The organism is Nocardioides sp. T5 (assembly GCF_048161455.1).
Taxonomy (GTDB): Bacteria; Actinomycetota; Actinomycetes; order Propionibacteriales; family Nocardioidaceae; genus Nocardioides.
Map to the genome: position 1 here is coordinate 1,780,882 of NZ_CP182415.1, position 23,454 is coordinate 1,804,335.

A 23,454-nucleotide genomic window follows, 5' to 3' on the forward strand; every position below is an offset into this window, starting at 1 on the left:
GGGGAGGTGTGGTGCTGGTTGCGCGTCAGTCCTGGCGGTAGCGCGCGAGCTTGTCGGGGTCGATGACCGCCCCGAGCCCGGGCCCGGACCGGGCGACGAGCTGGCCGCCGCGGATCTCGAGCGGGTCGGCGAGCAGGTCGTCGGTCATGTCGAGGAAGTTGGACAGCTCGCCCGCGCGGCGCGAGGTGAGCTCGAAGGCCGAGCCGAACGCGAGGGAGCACAGCGAGCCGAGCTGGCCGTCGATCTGGTTGCCCATGACGAGCTCGATGCCGAGGCCCTCGGCGAGGTGGTGGACCCGGCGGCTGGCAGTGAAGCCGGTGCGCGCGGTCTTGATGCTGGCTGCGGTGGCCGATCCGCCGAGGATCTCTCGGGTCACCTCCGCCGGCGTCACGACCGACTCGTCGGCGATGAACGGCACGTCGAGCTGCTGCACCAGCCAGCGGCGACCGAGCACGTCGTCGGCCGGGCACAGCTCCTCGGCGAACGTCAGCCCGAGGTCGGCCATCTCGTGCATCGCCCGCGCGGACTCCGAGGCCGACCAGCCGCGGTTGCCGTCGACGTACAGCTCGACGTCGTCGCCCAGACCCTCGCGCAGGGCGCGGACGACAGCGGTGTCGAGGCGGTAGGGGCGGCGGCCGACCTTCACCTTGAAGGTGGTGATGCCGTAGGTGCCACGCATCCGCTCGGCCTCGGCGACCATCGCCGACGGCTCGTCGAAGCCGAGCATGTGGGAGACGTGCATCCGGTCGGTGTAGCCGCCAAGCAGCTCGGTGACGCTGTAGCCGAGCGACTGGCCGAGCGCGTCCCAGATCGCCATGTCGAGCGCCGACTTTGCGGTGGGGTTGCCGATCGTGCGCGAGAGCCGGGTGTGGATCTGCTCGCGGTCCATCAGGTCGAGACCGACCACCTGGCCGGCGAAGATGGTGTCGATGACCGCGACGATGCCGGCCTGCGTCTCGCCGTAGGTGAACGGCCGCGGAGGCGCCTCGGCGACGCCGACGACGTCGTCGTCGGTGGTCACGCGGACGAGCACGTGCTCGGCGACGTGCACCTCGCCGCTCGCGAACCTGAGGGGCTTGCGGTAGGGGATGGCGAACGGGATCGCCTCCACTTGGGTGATCTTCATCGGACGACCTCGTCGGGCTCGGGGGTGGGGGCGGGGGAGCCGGTGTGGTCGGTGCCGTCGTCGGCGAGGGCGTCGAGGACGGCGAGCACGGCCGGGTTCGTCTCGTCGGCGCGCCACACGAGTGCCAGGTCGACGGTGGGGGCGTCGGTGACCTCTCGGAAGACGACTCCCGCGAGGGGGGCGGCGCGCACGGAGGCGGGCACCAGGGCGACACCGAGGTCGGCGGCGACCAGCGGGAGCAGGACCGAGATCCCGGCCGCCTCGTGCTCGCGGATCGGGACGAAGTCGACCTCCCTGGCGCCACGCAGGATCGCGTCGTTGACGGCAGAGTCCGGGCTGGAGAAGAGGACGAACCGCTCCGTGCGCAGGTCGCCCATCGCGATGCTCGGCTGCTGGGCCAGGGCGTGGTCCTCGGCGACCGCCAGCAGCAGAGGCTCGGTCGACAGGGTGCGCGAGGCCAGCCCGTCACCGGCCATCGGCGGTCGGAGGACGCCGAGGTCGAGGGTGCCGTCGTGGAGCCCGTCGACCTGGGCGGGGGTGAGGAGGTCGGCGTGGATCTCGAGGCCCATGCCGGGCAGCGCACGCTTGACGGTGCGCGCCATGCGGGGGAGCTCGGTGTGGGCGGCACTCCCGGTGAAGGCGATCCGGACGAGTCCCTGCCGGCCGGCCGCGATGCGTCGTACGCCCCGGGTGGCGGCCTCGACCGACTCCAGGATGCGGGCCACCTCCAGCTGGAAGAACTCGCCGGCCGGCGTGAGCCGCACCTGGCGGGTGGTCCGGGCGAAGAGGGGCGTGCCGAGCTCGGCCTCGAGCTGGCGGATCGACTGCGAGAGCGCGGGCTGCGCCATGTGGAGACGCTCGGCCGCCCGACCGAAGTGGCGGGTGTCGGCCACTTCGGCGAAGTAGCGCAGGTGTCGCAGCTCCATCACGGACCCTCTCGTGTGGTGGTGATCACGTGCCTCGACGGTAAGTCGGGTAATTGATCGAGCACAAGGTCGCATCTGCGGCTGATTGATCGGTCCTGTCGATCAATCACGGCCTCGTGGATCGAGGGGTGCTGCCTTCGGGCGCAGCGAGGCCCCCTCCCGCGGGGAGGGGGCCTCGCTGCGTTGCCGGACGTGGTCAGCGGCGGGCGGACACCACCAGGCGTGCGACCACGCCGGCGTGGTCGGAGGGCCACAGGCCCGACGCGGTCATGTCGGCCGGGTCGTCCCCGACGATGTGGGCGCGCGCGGCCTTGACGTCGCGGCTGTGCAGGACCAGGTCGATCCGCGAGGTGAGCGGGTTGTCCGGGTCGGTGAGGGTCGCGCCGAGACAGCAGGTGAAGCCGGGGTCGCCGGGGTGGTTTCGCGGCCACGCGTCGGCGCCGACGCCTGCCAACAGGCGGGTGTACGCCGGCGCGTCCGGCGCGTCCGAGTTGTAGTCACCGACGTAGATCATCGGCAGGCTGCCGAGCTGCGTCGCGAGCGCGGCCTGGGCGGCGAGGAGCTCGCCGACCTGGGCGACACGGACCTGCTCGCCGTCGATCCCGGGGACGCCGAAGGCCTCGAGGTGGGAGTTGACGAAGCGGAACGTCGACTTGCCCACCCTCAGGTCGGCCGAGCCCCAGCCGCGCGCCACGGGGAGCAGGTCGCCGTCGTAGGGGAAGCTGATGATGTTCTGGAAGGTGCCGGTGCGCGCGTTGGTCGCGGCGACGTCGTCCCGGACGATGATCACGTCGCGGTCGGCGAGGCTCACCGCCCGCGTGGGGAACGTGGCGGTCGGGCTCGCGAGGTAGGGGATGGGCGGCGACGAGAAGTTGTGGGCGGTCGCCCCGGCGACCTCGCTGTAGTCGGCGCCGCGCTCCTCGAGGGCGTCGAGCAGCAGGTCGAGGAAGTCGTAGGCGACGGTCGGGTTGCTCGTCGTGCCGTCGAGGGGGTTGTAGGCGAAAGTCGTCCAGGTGGTGACCTCCTGCAGGCCCACGGCATCGGGGTCGGCCGCCACGATCTCGTCGGCGATCGCCCCCATCCGCTCCTCGGGCCGCGTCGCCTGCACAGCCGCCCACGTCTGCGTCGCCGCACCGACGATGGCCGCGTTGTTGCCGCTGGCGAGGGCCAGCAGGATCGGCGTCAGCTCGGCGCCGAGGTAGAGGTTGCGCGTCATCACCGTGGCGGTGCGGGCCGGCGTGCCCTGCCCGGCGCCCGGAGGGCCGGCATGGACGCGGGCGCGGGGCACCCCTGCGGTGCCCAGCGCGAGCGCCGAGGCGAGGAGGCCGGTGAGGATCCGGCGGCGGACGCGGTGGCGGGGGGCTCTGGTCATCTTCGGACCGTCGCACCCCGCTCGCAGCGGGGCAAGCCCCAAATCGGGGCATTGCCGTCAGCGGTCGGGGGACCCCGCGAGGGCGGGCTGCGCGAGCCTCGCCCCTGCAGTCGCCGGCGTCCCCGCGTCGCCGTCGGAGAGGCTGGTCCGGTAGGTCTCCGGGGCGAGCAGCGCCGAGACGAACGTGATGGCGGCCAGCACGACGACGTAGATGCCCACCGGCCAGGAGGCGCCGTTGGCCGAGGCGGCGAGGCTGACGGCGATCAGGGGCGCGAAGCCACCGAAGATGATCGCGGCGAACTCACGGCTCACGGCCGCACCGCTGTAGCGACTGGCCGTGCTGAACAGCTCGGACAGGATCACGCCCTGGACGCCGAACATGATGCCGACGCTGCCGCCCTGGGCGAGCGCGAGGGCGACCATGGCGAGCACCGGCCGGCCGCTGTCGACCAGCATGAAGAACGGGAAGGCGAACGCGATGGCGTACAGCGCACCCACCATCAGCACGGGGCGGCGGCCGAACCAGTCGGAGGCGATGCCGGCCAGCGGCGCGGTGATCATCACGACCAGCCCGGCGACGAGGAGGCCGGTCGTGCCGGTGACGCGGTCGTAGCCGGCCTCGGCCATGTAGGACAGCGCGAAGACCTGGTAGAGGTGGCTGAAGGAGAGGGGCGCCGCGACGAGGCCCATCACCAGGAGCATGCTGCGCCACTGGGTCCGCACCAGCGTGAGGAGCGGCGCCTTGGCCGGGGCGACATCGTCGGTGGCCTCCTCGAAGGCCGGCGTCTCCTCCAGGCGCAGTCGGATCCACAGGCCGAGGGCGATGAGCAGCAGGCTCGCCAGGAACGGCAGCCGCCAGCCCCACGACGCGAACTGCGCGTCGGTGGTCAGCGAGGTGGTCAGCAGCAGCGCGCCGGACGACAGCACCAGCCCGAGGTAGACGCCGGCCGCGGCGAACGAGCCGAAGAGGCCGCGACGGCCGGGCGGCGCGTACTCCACGGCGTACACCGATGCACCGCTGTACTCCGCGCCCGAGCCCATGCCCTGCAGCAGGCGCAGCACCACCAGCAGCAGCGGTGCGGCCATGCCGATCATCGCGTGGGAGGGGATGAGCGCCATCGCCGTGGTGGAGAGGCCCATCAGCATGAGGGTCGCGATGAGCGCGGGGCGGCGGCCGTGCTTGTCGCCGATGTGGCCGAAGACCATCGCGCCGATGGGGCGGGCGACGAAGCCGACGCCGAAGGTCGCCAGCGACAGGAGCAGCGACGTCGAGTCAGATGCGGTCGGGAAGAACACCTGCCCGAAGACCAGGGCCGCAGCGGCGCCGTAGAGGAAGTAGTCGTACCACTCGAGTGCTGATCCGAGGAGCACGGCGGTGCAGACCCGCGTGAGGGTACGACGGTCGGTGCCGGGCGGGGCGGACGGGTCGGACGGGTTGAGGGTGTGGGACATCGAGGTCTCCGGTGGTGGATGGCTGCACGCGGGCGCGCAGCAGCGGCTCCCGGCACGTCGTCGTGCCGGGTTGTGCGGACCGGGTCAGCGGCGGGAGGCGGTGACCCGTTCGAGGGTGCGTACGTCGGCCGCGGCGCGGGCGGGTGCCCAGCCGTAGCGACCGGGGGCCCAGTCCTCGTCACCGGGGACCCAGTAGAAGAACGTCACGCGACGCTCCGCGAACCGCCACCGACCGTCGTCGCCCCGGACCAGGTGGTCCTGGTAGCGACCGGCGGCGACGTGGGCGCGACCGTCGACGACGCACGGCTGGTCGAGCCACGTCGCTCCGGTCGCTGCGTGGGCCGGTGTGCCCACGAGATCGATGGTCTCGTTGGACGAGAAGTGCCACCAGGCCGACAGTGGGCCGTCCTGGAGGTCGGAGAAGAACGTGCGCAGCTCGTCGTGGCCGCGCGCGGTGGAGAGCCCGACGAACGCGCCGTCGGGGGTGAAGAGGTCGACCAGGTCGTCCCAGCGGCCGTCGTCGAGCGCCTGGCAGTAGTGCGCGCGGAGCTGTCCGATCGCGTGCAGGTCCTCCAGCCGGCGGACCCGGGTGGCCAGGTCCTCCTCCGGCTCGACGGCTTCCCGGGACGTCATGTCACACCCCGACCGGGACCCGGACCGGCGCGCCGGTCCGCTCGGCGAGCTCCTCGGTCGTGACGCCGGGCGCGAGCTCGACGAGCTCGAAGCCGTCGCCGGCCACGTCGAGGACGCCCAGGTCGGTGATGACGCGGTCCACGACCCGCCGTCCGGTGAGGGGGAGGTCGCACGCGGCGACCAGCTTGTGGCTGCCGCTGCGCGACACGTGCTCCATCAGCACGATCACCCGGCGGGCGCCGCTGACGAGGTCCATCGCGCCGCCCATGCCCTTGACCATCGACCCCGGCACCATCCAGTTGGCGAGGTCGCCGGCCATGGAGACCTGCATCCCGCCGAGGACGGCGGTGTCGATGTGACTGCCTCGGATCATCGCGAAGCTCAGCGAGGAGTCGAAGAACGACGCACCCGGCAGGACGGTGACCGTCTGCTTGCCGGCGTTGATCAGGTCGGGGTCGACCTCGTCCTCGTAGGGGTACGGGCCGACGCCGAGGATGCCGTTCTCCGCGTGCAGCGTGACCGTCGAGTCGGCCGGCAAGTGCGCCGGGATCATGGTAGGCAGGCCGATGCCGAGGTTGACGTACTCGCCGGGGTGCAGCTCCAGCGCCGCGCGCGCGGCCATCTCGTCTCGCGTCCAGCTCATGCCCGTACTCGCTTCGCTCCGTGCGGCCATGAGGCACGAGTCGCACTGTGTCGATTGATTCGCTCGCTGCGCTCGCTCATGCCGTCGCCGCCTCTCGGGGTCGGGTGGTCAGCTTCTCGATGTCCTTCTCGTGCGCCTGCGTCGGCGTCAGCTCGACGACGCGCTGGACGAACACCCCGGGCAGGTGGACGTCGTCGGGCGCGATGTCGCCGATCTCGACGACCTCCTCGGCCTCGACGATCGTCAGTCGCCCGGCCATCGCGGCCGGGATGTTGAAGTTGCGGGCCGAGGCGTGGAAGACGCAGTTGCCGGCGCGATCCACCCTGGCTGCCCGGACGAGCGCGACGTCGGTGACGATCGACTCCTCGAGCACCATGTCGACGCCGTGGAAGGTGCGTACCTCCTTCGGCTCGGAGGCCAGCGCCACGGTGCCGTCCGGGTGGTAGCGCCAGGGGAGCCCTCCCTCGGAGACCATCGTGCCCACGCCGGTCGGGGTGAAGAACGCACCGATGCCGGCGCCACCGGCACGCAGCCGCTCCGCGAGGGTGCCCTGCGGGGTGAGCTCGACGGTGAGCTCGCCGGCGAGGTACTGCCGGCCGAACTCCTTGTTCTCACCGACGTACGACGCGATGACCCGGGTGATCCGGCGGGCCTCGAGCAACAGGCCGAGGCCGGCGCCGTCGACGCCGCAGTTGTTGGAGACGACCGTGAGGTCGTCGGCGCCCTGGTCGAGGAGGGCGCCGATCAGCGTCCACGGGATGCCGACGAGGCCGAAGCCGCCGACGGCCAGGCTCGAGCCGGGCGCGATGTCGGCGACCGCCTCCTCGGCGCTCGGGACGACTTTGTCGATGCTGCTCATGCCGCTCCGCCCTTCAGGTGCGCGATGATCGCCGGGGTGATGGTCTGCGGCTGCTCGGCGTTGGCGAGGTGGGCCGAGTCGGGTACGACGAGCAGGCGCCCGTCCTGGACACCGTCAGCGATCGCCTCGAGGTGCGGGGGAGGAGTTGCCGGGTCGTCGGCCCCGGCGATCGCGAGCGTGGGGACGCTGATGCCGGCGAGGTCGTCGCGCAGGTCCATCTCGGCGATGACCTCGCAGCACGAGGCGTAGCCCTCGGCCGGGGTCGCCGCCACGATGCCCTCGCACGCGGTCTTCACGTCGGGGTTCTTCGCCAGGAACTCCTGGGTGTACCACCGCGCGACGACGGCCTCGGCCACCGCGGTGCTCCCGCTCGCGCGCACGGTCGCTGCCCGGTCAAGCCACGCGCTCGACGGCTCGAGACGGGCGCCGGTGCACAGCACCACGAGGCGGTCGACTCGCTCGGGGTTGCGGGCAGCGAGGCGCAGGCCGGTCATCCCACCCAGCGAGAGACCGACGAAATGGGCCCTGTCGACGCCGAGGCGGTCGAGCAGCGCCACCACGTCGTCGGCGAGGTCGTCGATGACGTAGGGGCCCTCCGGCACGGGGGATGTGCCGTGGCCGCGGGTGTCGTAGCGGACGACACGGAAGTGCTCGGCCAGCTCGTCGACCTGGGCGTCCCACATGGACGTCGTCGAGCCGAGGGAGTTGGACAGGACGACGACGGGCGCGTCCTCCGGCCCGGTGACGGCGTGGTGGACCTCGACGGCGCTCATCACGCGATCCGCTCGAATATCGCGGCAAGGCCCTGGCCGCCGCCGATGCACATGGTCTCGAGGCCGTAGCGCGACTCGCGGCGCTGCATCTCGTGGGCCATCGTCGCCAGGATGCGGGCGCCGGTGGCGCCGACCGGGTGGCCGAGCGAGATTCCCGAGCCGTTGGGGTTGAGCCGCTCGTCGGTCGGGTCGACCTTCCACTCGCGCAGGCAGGCCAGCACCTGCGCGGCGAAGGCCTCGTTGAGCTCGATGAGGTCGATCTCGTCGAGGGTGAGCCCGGCCCGCTCGAGGGCGGCAGCGGTCGCGGGGACCGGGCCGATGCCCATCACCTCGGGGCCGACGCCGGCCACGGCCCACGACCTCAGCGCGAGCAGCGGTCGCAGGCCGCGGCGCTCGGCCTCCTCGCGGGTGGTCACGACACACATCGCAGCTCCGTCGTTCTGGCCGCTGGCGTTGCCGGCGGTGACGGTGGAGGCGTCGTCGACCTTCTGGCGCACCGGCCGCAGCGCGGCGAGCTGCTCGAGGTTGGTCTCGGGACGCGGGTGCTCGTCGCGGTCGACGACGACGTCCGGCTTGCCGCGGCGGCCCGGGACGGTGACCGGCACGAGCTCGTCGGCGAACCGTCCGGCCTCGTGCGCGGCCCCGGCACGCTGCTGGGAGCGGACCGAGAGCTCGTCCTGCTCCTCGCGCGAGATGTCGTACTCCCTGCGGAGGTTCTCCGCGGTCTCGAGCATGCCGCCGGGGACCGGGTGGTCCCTGCCGCCGGCCGTCTCGCGGGCCCGGACCAGGCGGTCCATCAACTCGACGGAGCCGCCCTTGACGCCGGTGCGCAGGCCGAGGGCGTAGTGCTCGACGTTGGACATCGACTCGGCGCCGCCGGCCACGATCAGCGTCCCGCCACCGCTGGCGATCTGGGCGGCGGCGTACAGGACAGCCTGCAGACCGGAGCCGCAGCGACGGTCGAGCTGGAGACCGGGCACGCCGGTGCCCAGGCCCGCGTCGAGGGCGGCGATGCGACCGATGGCCGGGTTCTCGCCGCTGGGGTAGCAGTTGCCCAGGATGACGTCGTCGACGTCACCCTCCTGCAGGCCCGTCCTGCGGACGAGCTCGGTCAGGGTGGTGGACGCCAGGTCGACGGCGGACAGCGAGGCGAACGCGCCGCCTTGGCGGCCCACCGGGGTGCGCACGGGTTCACAGATGACGATGTCGGGCATGGACCGAACCTAGTCGTGACGTTCGATACAGTGAAGTATCGGTTTCGGTCTCACTGAGACGCATGGCGTCCTAAAAGAGGTCGGGATGCGCACGTACTTTCGGCCCTTGCGACCGGCGGGCGGCCGGCGGGACGATGGGGTCCCGGGGGAGGGGGATCGCATGGACGCACCACGATGGAGTGCTCGCGCACTGTCGGCCTGCGTGGTCGCCGCGGCGCTGGTCGTGCCGGGGACGGCCCAGGCGGGGGCGAGGGGGTTCGACGACCCGGTCGGTGACGCGACGTCCGTGGACATCTCGCACGTACGTGTCGTGCACCGGAACGCGGTGAAGGTGAGCGTCCGGTCGGCCGTCCCGCTGGACGCGGGGCAGGTCTACGCCTTCTGGATCGACACGGGGCGTGGCCCTCGGCCGACGTTCCACGTGTCGTTCCGTGCCAACTCCGACTTCTCGAGCGCACTCGCGGTCGTGCGGTCCTTCGGGCAGCGCCCGGTGCGGACCGTCCGGTGCTCGGGCATGAGCGCCCACGCCGACATGTTCGACGACAAGCCCGTGTCCCTCCGCATCCCGCGGAGGTGCATCGGCGACCCGAAGAGGGTCCGCGTGGCGGTGAAGTTCGAGGACGAGACCACCGGCTCGGTGGACTGGGCGCCGGAGCGACGGACGTTCACGCCCTGGGTGGTGCGGTAGCCGTTACGCGTCCGGTGAGACGCAGTGCGGTGCTCGTGCGCCGCACTGGAACCCTGCCAGTATCAGTGGATGGAACTGCGCCACCTCCGGTACTTCGTCGCCGTCGCCGAGCAGCGCCACTTCGGCCGAGCCGCTGGGCTGCTGCACATGGCGCAACCGCCGCTCTCGCAGGCGATCCGCCAGCTCGAGACCGAGCTCGGCGTCACGCTCCTCACCCGCACCACCCGACGTGTCGACCTCACCGCCGCCGGGACGGCGTACCTCGTCCGGGCACGCGACATCCTCGCAGCGGTGGACGCCGCGGGGGAGGAGGCGGAGCGAGTCGCGTCCGGCCGGTCGGGCCGCCTCGTCGTCGGATGCGTCGGCTCGGCGACGTACTCGCTCCTCCCGGCTCTCGCGCGTCGGCTGCGCGAGGAGCTTCCTGCCGTCGACTTCGGCTTCCGCGGTGAGATGCTCTCGCCCGAGCAGGTCGAGCGGCTGCGCGACGGCTCGCTCGACCTCGCGCTGCTGAGGAGGGTGCCCGACCAGAACGGCCTGACCGTGACCACGGTGCGGCACGACCGTCTGCTCGTGGCGATGCCGCAGGGTCACCGCTTCGCCGGCAGGCAGCGGTTGCGGGTCGCGGACCTGGCGGGGGAGGACCTCGTCGTCCACGCCGGAGGCGGCCGGTCGGCGATGAACGCACTCGTGCAGGAGCTGTTCGACGCGGCCGGGCGCGAGGCTCGGGTCGTCCACCAGGTCGCCGAGACCTCGACCCTGGTGACCTTCGTGGCCGCTGGGCTCGGCATCGCCGTGGTGCCCGAGCCGACCGCGGCGCTCGCGGTTCCCGGTGTCGTCTACGTCGCGCTGGTGGGTGCCCCGGGCATCGACCTCGTGGCTGCGCGCCGTGCCGACGACGACAACCCCGTGCTCGCCCGGGCGCTCGCTGCGCTGTCGGCTGTTGCGGACGGCTGACGTCGACGGGTGCGGGTGGCCCGGCGGCTTGTCCTATATCGCTACGATGAACGTATCGATATCCCCCAGGGGTCGGTGGGCCGGCCCGGGAAGAGGTGGCCGGAATGAGTGTCGAAGTGGTCGTGTTCATCGTCGCCGCATCACTGGCGGGCGGGCTCTCGATGGGCGCCGTCACCTGGATCTACTTCCTCGACAAGTGGCGCTCCGACCCGGAGAAGTCGTCCGCGCCGCCGCCACGCTCCGTCTTCGAGGGGCCCGGAAGCGTCGGCTCGACGAGTCAGCGCGAGCATGCCGACCACTGACTCGGAGTCCCCGGGGTCCGGCCGCCCGCGCGAGGCCTCGGTGGACCAGCGCCTGCACGCCGCTGTGCTGGAGCTGCTCCGGGACGGCGGGCCGGGAGCGGTCACCGTGGACCGCGTCGCCGCGACCTCCGGGGTCGCGAAGACCTCCATCTACCGGCGCCACGCGAACCGCGCCGAGCTGCTGACGGCCGTCCTCCGCGCGGCGATCGGGCTGCCGGACGTGCCCGAGGACGGGGAGGTCCGCGACAAGATCCGTGCTGCGCTCGAGCAGGCGTGGCACCAGATGGGTGTCGTCCTCGGTCGTGGCGGCCTCGCCGCCATCGTCGGTGACAGCGATCCGGAGTTCACCGGACTGTTCCGCGCGGCGTTGGAGCCCTACGTCGACCTGCTCGTCCGACGCATCAGCGACGACGTCGCCGCCGGCCTCCTGCGCGACGACCTCGACGCCGAGGGCGTCGTGAGCCTCATGGTCGGCGCCTACCTCGGCGAGCTGGTCCGTCGCGGCGAGGTGGCCCCGGAGTGGCTGGACCGGACCCTCGAGCTCCTCTGGCTGCTCATGGCTCGCGGCTGAGCGCAGCACACATCGACTGTCCGGGGTGTGCGCGAGACTGCTGACATGGCCGACCTGGGGTACGACCCCCGCTTCCTCGACACCGACATCGCGCCGCCGCAGGCGCCCGCACCCGGGCCGGACGACGACCCGGCCCTCGCGACGCCGCTCGACTACGCGCACTTCACGGTCCGCATGCACCCCGAGCGTCGACTGGCGTGGTGGGTGGCCTGGAACGTCGACGGTCTGCGCCTGTTCCCCAGCGACAGCATCAGCCGCTCGGGGGAGCGCTTCCGGCTCGACCCCCGCATCCCGGCCGAGGCACAGACCGGAGAGGAGGTGTACGCCGCCAACGACCTCGACCGCGGCCATGTCGCGCGCCGCTCCGACCTGCTCTGGGGCACGCTCGACGAGGCGAGGCTGGCCAACTCCGCGTCGTTCTTCTTCACCAACATCACGCCCCAGCACCAGGACTTCAACCAGTCCGGCCGCGGCGGCGTGTGGGGCCTGCTCGAGAACGCCGTACTGGCGCTCGACGGGCTCGAGGAGCGGCGGCTGACGCTCTTCGCCGGTCCGGTCCTCGCGCCCGACGACCCGCCCTACCGGGGCGTCCAGCTGCCGGTCGAGCACTGGAAGGTCGTCGTCTACCGCCTCGACGGACGTGTGCGCGCCAAGGCGTTCGTCCTGACGCAGGACCTCGACGGCCTCGAGGGCGCGGCGCCCGACTTCCTCGACGACTTCGACACCTACCTCGTGCCGCTGGAGCTCCTCGAGGAGCGCACCGGCCTCAGCTTCGCGAGCCTGCGGGAGACCGTCGGGCCCGAAGAGGTGCTTCCCGCCGGCCCGGTCCTGGTCACCGACGTCGAACAGGTCGGCTGGTAGCGGGAGGCACCCCATCGTGTGAGCATGGGGGAAACGCCATGGAGACCCGGTTTCGACACCCGATCGCGGGCGGCATCGCCCGCGTCCTCCGGCTGCCGCTCGGCCGTCATCCCTACGCGGTCCGGACCGCGCGCGTCCCCATGCGTGATGGCGTCGAGCTGCTGACCGACGTGTACTCGCCGGCGGCCGGGTTGCCGGGGACGGTGCTCATCCGCACGCCGTACGGCCGGGACGGGCTGATCGCCCAGCTCACCGCGGGCTTCTTCGCCGGTCACGGCTACCACGTCGTGAACCAGGGCTGCCGCGGGACATCCGGCTCAGGAGGGACGTTGGACCCGTTCCGCCAGGAACGTGCCGACGGGGCCGACACCGTCGCCTGGCTGCGTCGGCAGCCCTGGTTCGGTGGCCGGCTGGCGCTGTGGGGAGCCTCGTACCAGGGGCACGCGGCCTGGGCCGTGCTGGCGGACCCACCTCCGGAGGTGGTGGCGGCGGTGATCGCGATCTCGGCCCATGACGCCCACTGGGCGACGCACGGCGCCGGCGCCTTCTCGCTCGAGGAGGTGGCGGGCCTCATGGACGGCCTGGGGCACCTGGACGTCGGCACGGTCCGAGGGCTCGCGCGCGGCGTGACGGCGGCTCGGCGCCTGCGGCCCGCGTTCGAGGAGCTTCCCCTCGTCAAGGCCCAGGAGCTCTTCGCGCGCACTGGCATGCCGTACGCGGACTGGCTCGTGGCGTCGGACCGCGAGGACCCGCTGTGGCGCGACATGCGACTCGGCCAGGCCCTCGACCGGGTCACCGTGCCGGTCCTGCTGCAGACGGGATGGCAGGACCGGTTCCCCGCCCAGATGATCGAGGCGTTCGAGCGGCTGCAGCAGCGGGGTGTCGACGCCGGTCTCACCATCGGACCGTGGACCCACGTCCAGACGCTCACGAAGGGGGCGGCTGTCGTCATGGCGGAGGCGCTGGACTGGCTGGCCGAGCACCTCGCCGCAGTCCCGGGTCGGCAGCGGCCGGGCCCGGTCCGCATCTACGTGACCGGAGCCCAGGAGTGGCGCCACCTCGAGACGTGGCCGCCACCCACCAGCGAACGCGTGCTGCACGTCCAGCCCGCGGGCGGGCTCGCGGCGACGCCACCGCCGGCCTCTGCCGGCCCGACCACGTTCACCTACGACCCTGCCCGTCCCACGCCGGCGGTCGGAGGCCGGGTGATCAACCCGGCGATCGGCGGTCGCCGCGACAACCGCACGCTCGAGGCACGCCCGGACGTCGTCACGTTCACCACCCCACCGCTGACCGAGCCACTGGAGGTGCTCGGAGAACCGGTCGTCGAGGTCGCCCACGAGACCGACAACCCGTGGGCCGACCTCTTCGTGCGCCTGTGCGAGGTCAGGCGCGACGGGCGCTCGATCAACCTCAGCGACGGGTTCGTGAGGCTGGGACCGGACGACGCCGACGGAACCGTGGTGCTGCGACTCGACGCCGTCGCCCACCGGTTCCCGGTCGGCAGTCGACTTCGCCTGCAGGTCTCCGGAGGAGCCCACCCCCGGTATGCGAGGAACCTGGGCACGGACCAGGACCCGGCGACGAGCACGGACCTGGTGCCGTCGGCGCGCACGGTCCGTCACGGCGACGGTGGCGTGTCCCTGGTCCGGCTGCCGTGCGTCGCACCCTTGCCTCGCAGGACCGGATCGGGCGAAAGTGACCTGACAGTTCTCGGACCGTCGTACCAGTGAGCAGGAGCCACCACGTGAGCCGAGAACCCGGCGGTGTCACCGCCCAGGACGGCCCTCCGGTCGCGAAACGGCCGGAGGCGATCCGCAACGTCGTCGTCGTGGGCGCCGCGGGTGCGGGGAAGACCACGCTCGTCGAGCGGCTGCTGGTCGTGGCCGGCGTGCTCAACCGGGCCGGCAGCACCGAGGACGGCACCACGGTGTGCGACTTCGAGGAGGTCGAGCACCGGCACCGGCGATCGGTCGGGCTGGCGCTCGCTCCGCTCGTGCACGACGGCGTGAAGATCAACCTGCTGGACACCCCCGGCTACGTCGACTTCGTGGGCGAGGTGCGAGCAGGTCTCCGCGCCGCGGACTGCGCGCTCTTCGTCCTCGCCGCCAACGAGGGCGTCGACGAGCCGACACGGGCGCTGTGGCGCGAGTGCGCCGACGTGGCCATGCCCCGGGTGGTCGTCATCACCAAGGTCGACCACGCCCGTGCCGACGTCGACGGCGTGGTGGAGCAGGCGCGCGCCGCCTTCGGCGAGCGGGTCCTGCCCGTCCACCTCCGGGAGGGCGGACGCCTCGTCGACCTGGTGACGGGCGACCACGGGCACGAGGCGCAGCGAGCGGCGCTCGTCGAGGGCATCATCGAGGAGTCCGAGGACGAGACGCTGATGGAGCGCTACGTCGGTGGCGGGGAGATCGACACCGGACTGCTGCTCCATGACCTCGAGCTCGCCGTCGCGCGGGGCTCGCTGCACCCCGTCGTCCCGGTCGACTCGACCAGCGGCGCGGGGGCCCGAGAACTGCTCGACCTCATGGTGTCCGCGTTCCCCTCGCCGCTCGAGCACCCGCTGCCGAAGGTCTGGACACCGGCGGGTGGACCTGGCCCCGCGATCGCGTGCGACCCGGCCGGACCGTTGGTCGCGGAGGTGGTCAAGACGACCACCGATCCCTACCTCGGGCGGGTCAGCCTGGTCCGCGTCTTCTCCGGGACCGTCCTGCCGGACGCTACGGTCCACGTGTCCGGGCACCGGTCGGGGTGGGCGGGCGGAGAGGACCCGGCCGCGAGCCACCCGGACCACGACGAGGACGAGCGGATCGGGTCGCTCTCCGTGCCGCTGGGCAGGACCCAGCGCACCGCCGCGGCCGTGGTCGCGGGCGACCTGTGCGCCATCGGCCGGCTCAGCCGGGCCGAGACCACCGACACCCTCTCCGCCGTCGACACGCCGCTGGTGCTGGAGCCATGGCAGGTGCCCGATCCCCAGCTGCCGGTGGCCATCCAGGTCCGGACCACGAGCGACGAGGACAGGCTCGGATCGGGGCTCCAGAGGCTCGCCGCCGAGGACCCCACCCTCCGCGTCGAGCACCACGAGGAGACCCACCAGGTCGTGCTGTGGACGATGGGGGAGGCCCACGCGGACGTGCTGCTCGACCGGCTCGCCGGCCGCTACGGCGTCGACGTCGACGAGGTCGAGCTCCGGGTGCCGCTGCGGGCGACGTTCGCGCGACCGGCCACCGGCCACGGCCGGCACGTGAAGCAGAGCGGAGGGCACGGGCAGTACGCCGTGTGCAGCATCGAGGTCGAACCGCTCCCGCAGGGCGGAGGGTTCGAGTTCGTCGACCGTGTCGTGGGCGGCGCGCTACCTCGACAGTTCATTGCCTCGGTCGAGAAGGGAGTCCGTGCGCAGATGGCGCAGGGGGTCGCCGACGGCTACCCGACGGTGGACCTCCGGGTGACCCTCACCGACGGCAAGGCCCACAGCGTCGACTCCTCCGACATGGCGTTCCAGACCGCGGGCGGGTTGGCGCTGCGCGACGCAGCGACACGTGCCGGTACGTGCCTGCTCGAGCCGGTCGACGAGGTGGAGGTGCGCGTCAGCGACGCCCTGGTCGGCACCATCATGGGGGACCTGTCCGCACGTCGGGGCAAGGTCCTGGGCAGCGAGCCGGCCGGCGAGCCGGGCATGGTCGTCATCCGGGCGCACGTGCCCCAGCTGGAGCTCCGCCGCTACGCCGCCGAGCTGCGCTCCCTCGCCCACGGCTCGGCCTCCTTCACCCGCGCGTTCGTCGGCTACGAGCGGGTTCCCGAGCAGGTCTCCGCCAAGCTCCCGGCCCCCTGACGTCAGCCCTGCCGCACCGCGCGGGTGGCCAGGTGGGTCGGTAGATAGGGCGCCAGCGGGTGGCCCGGACGGCGGTCCTCGAGCAGGTCGGTGACATGCAGGCCCGCCCGGCCCTGCCCGCCGATCTGGTCGGCGAGCGTGTGGCTGAACTGGAGCGGGTCGCCGTCGTCGAGGAGCCGCTGCCGGGTGGACGCGTCGATGCTGGTGAGCTCGGAGTAGGGCAGCGCGTTCGCGACGACGAGCTCACCGTCGCCGAGCAGGTCCTGGTCGAACACGTAGACCACCGGGTTGAAGAAGCCGGCGATCAGGGCGCCTCCGGGACGGAGCACGCGCGCCACCTCCTGCCATACGGGAGCGACATCGGGGATGTACACGTTGGCCACGGGGTGCACGACCAGGTCGAACGAGTGGTCCTCGAAGCGCGACAGGTCGGTCATGTCCGCGTGGACCAGCGTGAGGTCGAGTCCGTCACGGCGCGCGACCTCCTGGTCCCGGGCGAGCTGGGCCTCGGAGAAGTCCAGCACGGTGACCTCCGCGCCAGCGGCGGCGAGGATCGGTCCCTGCTGGCCGCCCCCGCCCGCCAGGCACAGGGTCCGGCAGCCGTCCAGTGACGGGAACCAGTCGCGAGGCACCGGGACGCTCGGGGTGACGACGATCGACCACTCGCCGCGTCGGGAGGCCTCGACCTCCGCGGAGCTGACCGGTCGGGTCCAGGGGGATCCGCCGGATCCCAACGAGTCCCACACGTCGCGGTTGTGCGCGCGTACGTCCATCGGGTCGCTCCCTCGTCCTCGCTGCTGGTACGCGGCGGATCCTAGGGGCGGCCCCAGCGCCGTCGGTGCCCTTTGCGATGCTTGCGCACCGAGCACAGGTGGTGGACGAAGCGGGAGAGCGGGTACGTGAGCGAGACAGCAGGTGAGCTTGCGCGCGTGAAGGGGGCGTTCGCCCAACCCACGCTGACCCTGCTCCACCAGCGGCAGGCGCCCGTGGTGATCACCATCTTCCGTACGGCGTTCGGCCGCACCAACCACCCGATCCCCACGGCCCGGTTGCACACCCAGGTCGAGGAGCACGTCGCCCAGATGCGGCTGGCGGGGGAGCAGGACGTACCCACCGGCACGGGTCGCGAGATCTGCCAGCGCTGGATGCGCGGCCAGTGGCTGGTGCGCTCGCTCGACGAGACCGGCCACGAGGTGTATGCGCTGACGTCCCACGCGCAGCAGGCGCTGGAGCTGGTGAAGAACCTCGCTCGCGACCGGGCCACGCTCAGCGAGCACCGGGTCGCGACCATCCTCGGCACCGTCCGCCGCTTCAACTCCGAGGCCAACCCGGACCGCACCGCCCGCGTCACGATCCTCAACGAGGAGATCGCCCGGCTCAAGGGTGAGCGCGACCGGCTGGTCGACGGCGGCGAGCTGGAGGGCGCGACCGAGGACTACATGCTCGAGGGGTTCACCGAGCTGCTGTCACTGATCTCCGCGCTGCCGAGCGACTTCGCCCGGGTCGAGGAGCGGTTCGCCACGATCCGGACGGAGATCCTCGCCGCGTTCCGCGCGGAGGACCGTCCGGCCGGCGAGGTGATCGACGACTACCTCGCCCGCGCCGACGCGCTGATGACGGCCACGCACGAGGGGCGTGCGTTCGAGGGGGCGTTCGCGCTGCTGCGCGACGACGCCCTGGTGACGCAGCTGCGCGAGGACCTGACCGACCTGCTGGAGCACCCGCTGTCCGACCGGATCCTCAGCGACGCCGACCGCGCCGAGCTGCGCGGGACCGTGCGGTTGGTGCGCGACGGCCTCGACCGGGTGCTCGCCCAGCGCTCACGCGTGACGGCGACGCTGAAGGAGTACATCGTCTCCCACGACGTCGCGCGTGACCGCGAGCTCGAGCAGACGCTGCGCCAGGTGGAGGCCGAGATGACGACGTGGATGGCCACCACCGGTCCGCGCGCCGTCCACGACGTCGCGCTCCTGCCCGCGCGGACGAGCATCGACCACCTGCGCGAGCGCTTCCACGACCCCGCCGACGACGTGCTGCCCGACCGCATCAGCACGCCCGACCCCGACCTGGCACCCCCGGTCTCGCTCGCCGAGCTCATGGCGCAGGGCGGCCCGCGGCTGTCGACCCTGCGCGAGCGCCTCGACGCGGCGCTGTCCTCACTGCTCCCGGTCGCGTCCCTCGGGGCCCTCTTCGACGGCCTCGAGCCGTCGCTGCGCCGGCCGGTCGAGATCTTCGGGCTGCTGCACCTCGCTGCCGACCGGGACTGGCGGGCCGAGGAGTCGGCCGAGCCGTTCGAGACCGTGCGGCCCGACGGCAGCCGGCGGACCTTCGCCGTGCCCCGCACCCCCCTCCCCGACCCCGATCTCCCCGACACCCACCAGACGGAGACCCGCGCATGAGCGTCGAGACCCACCCCGAGATCGTCGACGAGGCCTTCGACGAGGTTGACGAGGGCGTCGAGGAGGGTTCGTTCTCGCTGTTCGAGGGCGACGAGGGCGGGCTGGACCACGCCCAGCGCCGCGCCCTGGTGACGCTGGTCAAGCAGCGGTTCATCAGCGCCCGCACCCACCCGCGCGACTGGGTCGTGCTCGTCGAGCACGAGCGGCTGATCCGGTCGCGGCTCAACGACCTGTTCCTCGACCTGCAGGTCGACCGTGCCCGCGAGGTCGCGTGGAAGCGGCAGGCCACCTCCGAGACCGGGAGCCGGTTCCCGACGTTGCTCTACGACGCCGCGTGGTCGCGCGAGGAGACGATCGTGCTGGTGCACCTGCGCGACCGGCTGCGCGCCGGTGTCGCGAGCGGCGATGCACGCGTCTTCGTCGACCGGGAGGACATCGTCGGCCACGTCGCGAGCTTCCGGCCGGCGCACGCCACCGACGTCGCGGGTGACGACAAGCGGGCGCGCAACGCGATCACGAGCATCGTCAAGGCGGGGCTGCTCATCGGCACCGCGTCCGAGGAGCGCTTCGAGATCAGCGAGGCCGTGGAGCCCCTGATCCCGCTGGAGCTCCTCCAGGAGCTGCTGGACGCGTTGGTGGCCGCCAACAGCGGCGAGGTCCCGTCCGAGCCCGACGAGCCGGACGACCTGTTCGGCGACGACGCCGATGCCGACCAGGTGGATGCCGACCGGGTGGTCGCCGTCGACCCCGCAGAGGAGCAGTGAGCATGTCGATCGACGAGATCGGGCAGGCGGCGGTGGACGGGCTGTTCGAGAGGCGCGAGGTCGCCACTCCGGCCGACGACACCATGCAGTGGCGCGCGGCGCTGCTGCAGCTGGTCAACTGGGGCGGCTTCGGCGGCCTCACGGTCGTACCCCTGCGCGGTGACGCGACGATGATCTCCGGTGCCTCGGGCGTCGGCAAGAGCACCATCCTCGACGCCTACACCGCGCTGATGATGCCGTCGGACACCAAGTTCAACGGTGCCTCCAACGACGCCGTCGCCGGCCGCGCACGCGGGGCGGGCCAGCGCAACCTGCTCTCCTACCTGCGCGGCGCGGTCGACGTGGTCGACGACCCCCGCACCGGTCGTCCGGTCGAGAAGCTGCTCCGCGGCAAGGGCTCCGACACCTGGGGCGCGATCGCGATGACCTACGTCAACGACCAGGGCGGCCGCTTCACCGTGCTCCGCACCTACTACGTGCCCCGGCGGGCCACCCGGTCGAGCGACGTCCAGATGCAGCTGGCCACCCAGGACGGAGCCCTGCCGCTCGACACGCTCGAGGTCGCCGTGCCCGAGCGGTTCCACGCGAACACGCTGAAGAAGCTCTACCCAAGCATCCGGGTGCACCGCACCTACGCCGAGTTCGCGGCGGTCCTGCACGCACGGCTCGGCATCGGCGCCAACGGCGACGGGGCGAAGGCGCTGCGGCTGCTCGCCCGCATCCAGGCGGGCAACCAGGTGCGCAGCGTCGACGAGCTCTACAAGGACATGGTGCTCGAGCGACCCTCGACGTTCGCCGCCGCGGACCGCGCGATCGAGCACTTCGACGACCTCGACACCGCCCACTCGGCCATGCGCACCGAGGAGCAGAAGCTCGAGCTCCTGGCGCCGATCGTCGACCTGCACGACCGCAAGGTGGCGGCCACGCGCCGGCTCGCCGAGCTCGACTCCTACGGCGTGACGCTGGACCGCGACACCCCGCTCCGGATGTGGTTGCTGCGCACCCACCTCCGCCTCGTCGAGGCCGCCGTGGTCGACAACCGCGCCGACCGCGCATCGGCCGCCGACGAGCTCGGCACGACGACGTCCGCGGAGCGCACCTACCTCGCCGACCTGGAGGCAGCCAAGGAGTCGCACCGCGCGGCCGGCGGTTCGACGCTCCAGTCGCTCGCGCTGTCGCTGGAGCAGGAGCAGGTCGTCCGCGAGGACCGGCTGGGACGCCGCACGGTCCTGCAGGAGCGGCTCCTCCCGCTGATCGACGCCACCGACGCCCAGGCGCCCGACGTCGAGGCCGCCCTGCTCTCGAGCGAGTCCTTCGCCGTGCTCCAGATGCACGCCCAGCAGTGGCTGTCCGGCTTCCAGCGCGAGCAGGAGCGGATCCGGCGCGAGCGCGACGCCGTGCTCCGCGACCAGTTCCCGCTCAGCCAGCGCCAGGCCGAGCTGCGGCGTGAGCGGGCGTCGCTGGAGAGCCGTGCCGGCCGGGTGCCGGCCCGGATGGACGAGCTGCGCGCCGAGGTCGCGCGCGCGAGCGGGCTGGGCGTCGACGTTCGCCGTTCGTGGCCGAGCTGATCGACGTCGCGCCCGACGAGGCGCGCTGGCGCACGGCCGTCGAGACCGTCCTCGGGGCGAGCGCCCGGACGATGCTCGTGCCGCTCGACCGGCTGGACGGCTTCGCCTCCGCGATCGACGGCCTGCGGATGCGCGGCCGGCTCACCTTCGAGGGCGTGGACCTCGACCTGCCGGACCTCGGTCCGGCAGACCCGGAGCGGGTCGCCGGCAAGCTGGTCTTCCAGGACTCGCCCTTCTCGGGGTGGGTGCAGGCCCACGTGGGCGAGCCGTCGCGCAACGCGCTGTGCGTCGAGTCCGCCGACGGGCTCGCGGGCCCCGGCTTCCGGGTCACCCTCGCCGGCCAGACCCGCAACGGCCGTCGCGGTGCCCACGGACGCAACGACACCCGCAACATCATCGGGTTCTCCAACGCCGACGCGATCGCCGAGGTCGACGCGGAGCTCGCCGACCTCGAGGAGCGGCTCGACGGCGTCGGGGCCGAGGTGGCCGGGCTGGACCGGAGGTCGCGCGTGCTGGAGCAGCAGCGCACGTCGTACGACGTCGTGGCCGCGGCGCGCTTCGACGACTTCGACGTCGACGGCAGCGACCGCCGCATCGCCGACCTCGAGCGCCGACGGGCCGAGATCCTCGAGTCCGACGACGGGCTCCAGGTGCTGGAGGCGCAGATCGCCGACCTCACCGTGCGGCTGGAGGAGACGCGACGGGCGCGCTACGCCGCGGAGCAGCGGCAGCGTGAGCTCAACGCAGCCCACGGCGACCTCGTCGACGCCGAGGACGTCGTCAAGGACCGGCTCCAGGCGATGGAGGACGCCGGCAAGGTCGTGCTCAGCCCGGAGCAGGAGGCCGCCCTGGCGGTCGACTTCGCGGCCGCTGCGTCGCCCGCCGACCCCGCCGACCTCGACCGGTTCGCCGAGTCGTCCCAGCGGCTCGCCGAGCGGCTCCGCACCGCGGTCGGCGACGCCGAGGCGGAGGTCCGACGGGTCGACGACGACCTCGCGCAGGTGTTCCGGCTCTACAAGCTCCAGTGGGACTCGCCCAACCTCGGCGCCACCGCCGACTCCTACCCCGACTACGCACGCATCCTCGACGAGATCCGCGGCGAGGGTCTCGCCGCGCGGCGGTCCGAGTGGCGACGCCGGCTCACCGAGTGGAGCGGCCAGGACCTCGTGCCCCTCGTCGGAGCGATGGCCGCGTCCGTGGAGGAGATCGAGGACCGGCTCGAGCCGATCAACGCGATCCTGCGGCGCCTGGAGTTCGGCGCGTCGGGCGACCGGCTCCGGATCCGCCTGCGTCGGCTGTCGCCTGCCCACGTGCAGATGTTCATGAAGGACCTGCGCACCCTGTCGTCCGGCTCCACGACCGAGCTCGACGAGGAGGCCCTCGAGAAGCGCTTCACCGAGCTCAGCAGGTTCATGCAGCAGCTGCGCAGGCCGAGCCAGCTCGGCGACGCGGCGACGTCACTGACCGACCGCGACCGCCTGCTCGACGTACGCCGCCACGTGGAGATCAGCGCCGAGCGCTACGACCACACCACCGGCGAGCTGCGCGCGACCTACCGGACGCTGGGGGAGAAGAGCGGCGGCGAGAGCCAGGAGCTGGTCGCCTTCATCGTCGGCTCGGCGCTCCGCTTCCGGCTGGGCGACGAGATGCGCTCGCGACCGCGGTTCGCCCCGGTCTTCCTAGACGAGGGGTTCGTGAAGGCTGACTCCGAGTTCGCCGGTCGCGCCGTCCAGGCGTGGCGGGGACTCGGCTTCCAGCTCATCGTCGGTGTCCCGCTCGACAAGGTCACCGGTCTCGAGCCCCACATGGACGAGCTGCTCGCCATCACCAAGAACAGCACCACCCATGAGTCCTGGATCACGCCCATCGCCGACGCCGGGCGGCTGGACGGCGCCCCCGGCGCGGTCTGACGTCGTCACCCGCGCCGGTCCGGCCCACCCCTCCGGACCGGCCGATTTGTGTCGGTGTCGCCCGGCGCGCATAGTGGTCCGTTCGCCGTACCGCGGGGCCAGAGACGCTTCGCGCTTCTTTTTTGAACACGTGTTGGATCGTTCCAACCGCCCTGCCGACGATCGTTCGTGATCGTCGAGCGACCCCCGTGCACGCGTCTGCTCACGCAGCCGGACGCCTGCGTGCCGTCACGGCACACCTCTGACATCCCGGCCTTTCCGGCCGACCCTTCGCTGCGCTCGGGCAGTGTCCCCCCGAAGGCGAAAGACCCATCACGACCGCAGACTTCGAACGACTCCTCCGCCCGAACCCGGGCACCGAAGGACTCAGCTCCGACCACACCCGTGACGCCACCAGGTCCAGCTCGCCGTCGCTGATGATGCTGGTCCTGCTGGCGACCATCGGCGTGCTCGCCTACGCCACCTTCATCTTCCGACCCTCGCACCACGGCGACCTCCTGCCGTTCGCACTCGTCGTCACCGCCGAGACCTGGCTGATCGCGCAGGCGCTGCTGGCCCTGTGGACCATCCTCTCCAGCGGCTACGACCCCCGTGACTTCTCCTA

General features: G+C 72.3%; 21 protein-coding genes. 11 read left to right on the forward strand and 10 right to left on the reverse strand.

Annotated features, from left to right (window positions below; all coding sequences use genetic code 11):
* Positions 1-25 precede the first annotated feature (25 nt).
* From ACNKF0_RS08710 to ACNKF0_RS08750, 9 genes are all read right to left on the reverse strand, one after another.
* Positions 26-1,126, reverse strand: a complete 1,101-nt coding sequence (locus ACNKF0_RS08710) for a mandelate racemase/muconate lactonizing enzyme family protein (RefSeq protein WP_416957519.1) — start codon at positions 1,124-1,126, stop codon at positions 26-28.
* Positions 1,123-2,052: a LysR substrate-binding domain-containing protein gene (locus tag ACNKF0_RS08715; RefSeq protein WP_416957521.1), complete on the reverse strand. Its 930-nt coding sequence runs from the start codon at positions 2,050-2,052 to the stop codon at positions 1,123-1,125. Before ACNKF0_RS08715 ends, ACNKF0_RS08710 begins: the two co-directional genes overlap by 4 nt.
* 196 nt (positions 2,053-2,248) lie before the next feature.
* Positions 2,249-3,424 (reverse strand): endonuclease/exonuclease/phosphatase family protein, encoded by a 1,176-nt coding sequence (locus ACNKF0_RS08720; protein ID WP_416957522.1) that lies wholly within the window; start codon positions 3,422-3,424, stop codon positions 2,249-2,251.
* A gap of 57 nt (positions 3,425-3,481) precedes the next feature.
* Complete coding sequence (locus ACNKF0_RS08725; RefSeq protein ID WP_416957524.1) at positions 3,482-4,876, reverse strand: MFS transporter; 1,395 nt, start codon at positions 4,874-4,876, stop codon at positions 3,482-3,484.
* Positions 4,877-4,960: 84 nt separating this feature from the next.
* The gene (locus tag ACNKF0_RS08730; protein ID WP_416957526.1) at positions 4,961-5,509 is read right to left on the reverse strand and encodes a nuclear transport factor 2 family protein; all 549 of its coding nucleotides are present in this window, start codon (positions 5,507-5,509) and stop codon (positions 4,961-4,963) included.
* Position 5,510: 1 nt separating this feature from the next.
* Complete coding sequence (locus ACNKF0_RS08735; protein ID WP_416957528.1) at positions 5,511-6,152, reverse strand: 3-oxoacid CoA-transferase subunit B; 642 nt, start codon at positions 6,150-6,152, stop codon at positions 5,511-5,513.
* Positions 6,153-6,228: 76 nt separating this feature from the next.
* A complete protein-coding gene (locus ACNKF0_RS08740) occupies positions 6,229-7,011 on the reverse strand; it encodes a CoA transferase subunit A (RefSeq protein WP_416957530.1) in 783 nt (260 codons plus the stop codon).
* On the reverse strand, positions 7,008-7,784 hold the full coding sequence (gene pcaD, locus ACNKF0_RS08745) for a 3-oxoadipate enol-lactonase (RefSeq protein ID WP_416957532.1): 777 nt from the start codon (positions 7,782-7,784) through the stop codon (positions 7,008-7,010). The genes ACNKF0_RS08740 and pcaD overlap by 4 nt, the downstream gene beginning before the upstream one ends.
* Positions 7,784-8,998, reverse strand: a complete 1,215-nt coding sequence (locus ACNKF0_RS08750; RefSeq protein ID WP_416957534.1) for an acetyl-CoA C-acetyltransferase — start codon at positions 8,996-8,998, stop codon at positions 7,784-7,786. Before ACNKF0_RS08750 ends, pcaD begins: the two co-directional genes overlap by 1 nt.
* 160 nt (positions 8,999-9,158) lie before the next feature.
* Between ACNKF0_RS08750 and ACNKF0_RS08755 the strand changes: the two genes are divergently transcribed.
* The 7 genes from ACNKF0_RS08755 (at position 9,159) to ACNKF0_RS08785 (ending at position 16,209) form a co-directional block, all read left to right on the forward strand.
* Complete coding sequence (locus ACNKF0_RS08755) at positions 9,159-9,686, forward strand: hypothetical protein (protein WP_416957536.1); 528 nt, start codon at positions 9,159-9,161, stop codon at positions 9,684-9,686.
* 69 nt (positions 9,687-9,755) lie between these two features.
* Positions 9,756-10,640 carry a LysR substrate-binding domain-containing protein gene (locus ACNKF0_RS08760; RefSeq protein ID WP_416957538.1) on the forward strand — a complete coding sequence of 295 codons (885 nt, stop codon included), beginning with the start codon at positions 9,756-9,758 and terminating at the stop codon, positions 10,638-10,640.
* Positions 10,641-10,744: 104 nt separating this feature from the next.
* Positions 10,745-10,942, forward strand: coding sequence for a hypothetical protein (locus ACNKF0_RS08765; protein WP_416957540.1), 198 nt, complete (start codon positions 10,745-10,747; stop codon positions 10,940-10,942).
* A complete protein-coding gene (locus ACNKF0_RS08770; RefSeq protein ID WP_416957542.1) occupies positions 10,929-11,513 on the forward strand; it encodes a TetR/AcrR family transcriptional regulator in 585 nt (194 codons plus the stop codon). Before ACNKF0_RS08765 ends, ACNKF0_RS08770 begins: the two co-directional genes overlap by 14 nt.
* Before the next feature lie 45 nt (positions 11,514-11,558).
* The gene (locus ACNKF0_RS08775; RefSeq protein ID WP_416957543.1) at positions 11,559-12,374 is read left to right on the forward strand and encodes a DNA/RNA non-specific endonuclease; all 816 of its coding nucleotides are present in this window, start codon (positions 11,559-11,561) and stop codon (positions 12,372-12,374) included.
* Between the two features lie 38 nt (positions 12,375-12,412).
* Positions 12,413-14,107, forward strand: a complete 1,695-nt coding sequence (locus ACNKF0_RS08780; protein WP_416957545.1) for a CocE/NonD family hydrolase — start codon at positions 12,413-12,415, stop codon at positions 14,105-14,107.
* 14 nt (positions 14,108-14,121) lie between these two features.
* Complete coding sequence (locus tag ACNKF0_RS08785; protein ID WP_416957547.1) at positions 14,122-16,209, forward strand: elongation factor G-like protein EF-G2; 2,088 nt, start codon at positions 14,122-14,124, stop codon at positions 16,207-16,209.
* Between the two features lie 2 nt (positions 16,210-16,211).
* Here the strand turns inward: ACNKF0_RS08785 and ACNKF0_RS08790 are convergent, their stop codons facing one another.
* Positions 16,212-16,982, reverse strand: coding sequence for a class I SAM-dependent methyltransferase (locus ACNKF0_RS08790; RefSeq protein WP_416957549.1), 771 nt, complete (start codon positions 16,980-16,982; stop codon positions 16,212-16,214).
* Positions 16,983-17,108: 126 nt separating this feature from the next.
* On the opposite strand from ACNKF0_RS08790, the gene ACNKF0_RS08795 reads away from it, so the two are divergent.
* The 4 genes from ACNKF0_RS08795 to ACNKF0_RS08810 are packed head-to-tail and all read left to right on the forward strand — an operon-like array spanning position 17,109 to position 22,850.
* Positions 17,109-18,608: a DUF3375 domain-containing protein gene (locus ACNKF0_RS08795; protein WP_416957551.1), complete on the forward strand. Its 1,500-nt coding sequence runs from the start codon at positions 17,109-17,111 to the stop codon at positions 18,606-18,608.
* Positions 18,605-19,372 carry a DUF4194 domain-containing protein gene (locus ACNKF0_RS08800; protein WP_416957553.1) on the forward strand — a complete coding sequence of 256 codons (768 nt, stop codon included), beginning with the start codon at positions 18,605-18,607 and terminating at the stop codon, positions 19,370-19,372. The genes ACNKF0_RS08795 and ACNKF0_RS08800 overlap by 4 nt, the downstream gene beginning before the upstream one ends.
* Before the next feature lie 2 nt (positions 19,373-19,374).
* Positions 19,375-20,940, forward strand: coding sequence for an ATP-binding protein (locus ACNKF0_RS08805; RefSeq protein ID WP_416957554.1), 1,566 nt, complete (start codon positions 19,375-19,377; stop codon positions 20,938-20,940).
* Positions 20,928-22,850, forward strand: coding sequence for an ATP-binding protein (locus ACNKF0_RS08810; protein WP_416957556.1), 1,923 nt, complete (start codon positions 20,928-20,930; stop codon positions 22,848-22,850). The genes ACNKF0_RS08805 and ACNKF0_RS08810 overlap by 13 nt, the downstream gene beginning before the upstream one ends.
* The last annotated feature ends 604 nt before the right edge of the window (positions 22,851-23,454 follow it).

What these genes read in the sequence shown, in the direction of transcription:
- ACNKF0_RS08790 (WP_416957549.1), bottom strand. Translation starts at nt 16,982, where the DNA reads ATGGACGTACGCGCGCACAACCGCGACGTGTGGGACTCGTTGGGATCC.
- ACNKF0_RS08735 (WP_416957528.1), bottom strand. Translation starts at nt 6,152, where the DNA reads ATGAGCTGGACGCGAGACGAGATGGCCGCGCGCGCGGCGCTGGAGCTG.
- ACNKF0_RS08730 (WP_416957526.1), bottom strand. Translation starts at nt 5,509, where the DNA reads ATGACGTCCCGGGAAGCCGTCGAGCCGGAGGAGGACCTGGCCACCCGG.
- ACNKF0_RS08740 (WP_416957530.1), bottom strand. Translation starts at nt 7,011, where the DNA reads ATGAGCAGCATCGACAAAGTCGTCCCGAGCGCCGAGGAGGCGGTCGCC.
- ACNKF0_RS08755 (WP_416957536.1), top strand. Translation starts at nt 9,159, where the DNA reads ATGGACGCACCACGATGGAGTGCTCGCGCACTGTCGGCCTGCGTGGTC.
- ACNKF0_RS08805 (WP_416957554.1), top strand. Translation starts at nt 19,375, where the DNA reads ATGTCGATCGACGAGATCGGGCAGGCGGCGGTGGACGGGCTGTTCGAG.
- ACNKF0_RS08770 (WP_416957542.1), top strand. Translation starts at nt 10,929, where the DNA reads ATGCCGACCACTGACTCGGAGTCCCCGGGGTCCGGCCGCCCGCGCGAG.
- ACNKF0_RS08780 (WP_416957545.1), top strand. Translation starts at nt 12,413, where the DNA reads ATGGAGACCCGGTTTCGACACCCGATCGCGGGCGGCATCGCCCGCGTC.
- ACNKF0_RS08750 (WP_416957534.1), bottom strand. Translation starts at nt 8,998, where the DNA reads ATGCCCGACATCGTCATCTGTGAACCCGTGCGCACCCCGGTGGGCCGC.
- ACNKF0_RS08775 (WP_416957543.1), top strand. Translation starts at nt 11,559, where the DNA reads ATGGCCGACCTGGGGTACGACCCCCGCTTCCTCGACACCGACATCGCG.
- ACNKF0_RS08760 (WP_416957538.1), top strand. Translation starts at nt 9,756, where the DNA reads ATGGAACTGCGCCACCTCCGGTACTTCGTCGCCGTCGCCGAGCAGCGC.
- ACNKF0_RS08710 (WP_416957519.1), bottom strand. Translation starts at nt 1,126, where the DNA reads ATGAAGATCACCCAAGTGGAGGCGATCCCGTTCGCCATCCCCTACCGC.
- ACNKF0_RS08720 (WP_416957522.1), bottom strand. Translation starts at nt 3,424, where the DNA reads ATGACCAGAGCCCCCCGCCACCGCGTCCGCCGCCGGATCCTCACCGGC.
- pcaD (WP_416957532.1), bottom strand. Translation starts at nt 7,784, where the DNA reads ATGAGCGCCGTCGAGGTCCACCACGCCGTCACCGGGCCGGAGGACGCG.
- ACNKF0_RS08725 (WP_416957524.1), bottom strand. Translation starts at nt 4,876, where the DNA reads ATGTCCCACACCCTCAACCCGTCCGACCCGTCCGCCCCGCCCGGCACC.
- ACNKF0_RS08715 (WP_416957521.1), bottom strand. Translation starts at nt 2,052, where the DNA reads ATGGAGCTGCGACACCTGCGCTACTTCGCCGAAGTGGCCGACACCCGC.
- ACNKF0_RS08800 (WP_416957553.1), top strand. Translation starts at nt 18,605, where the DNA reads ATGAGCGTCGAGACCCACCCCGAGATCGTCGACGAGGCCTTCGACGAG.
- ACNKF0_RS08765 (WP_416957540.1), top strand. Translation starts at nt 10,745, where the DNA reads ATGAGTGTCGAAGTGGTCGTGTTCATCGTCGCCGCATCACTGGCGGGC.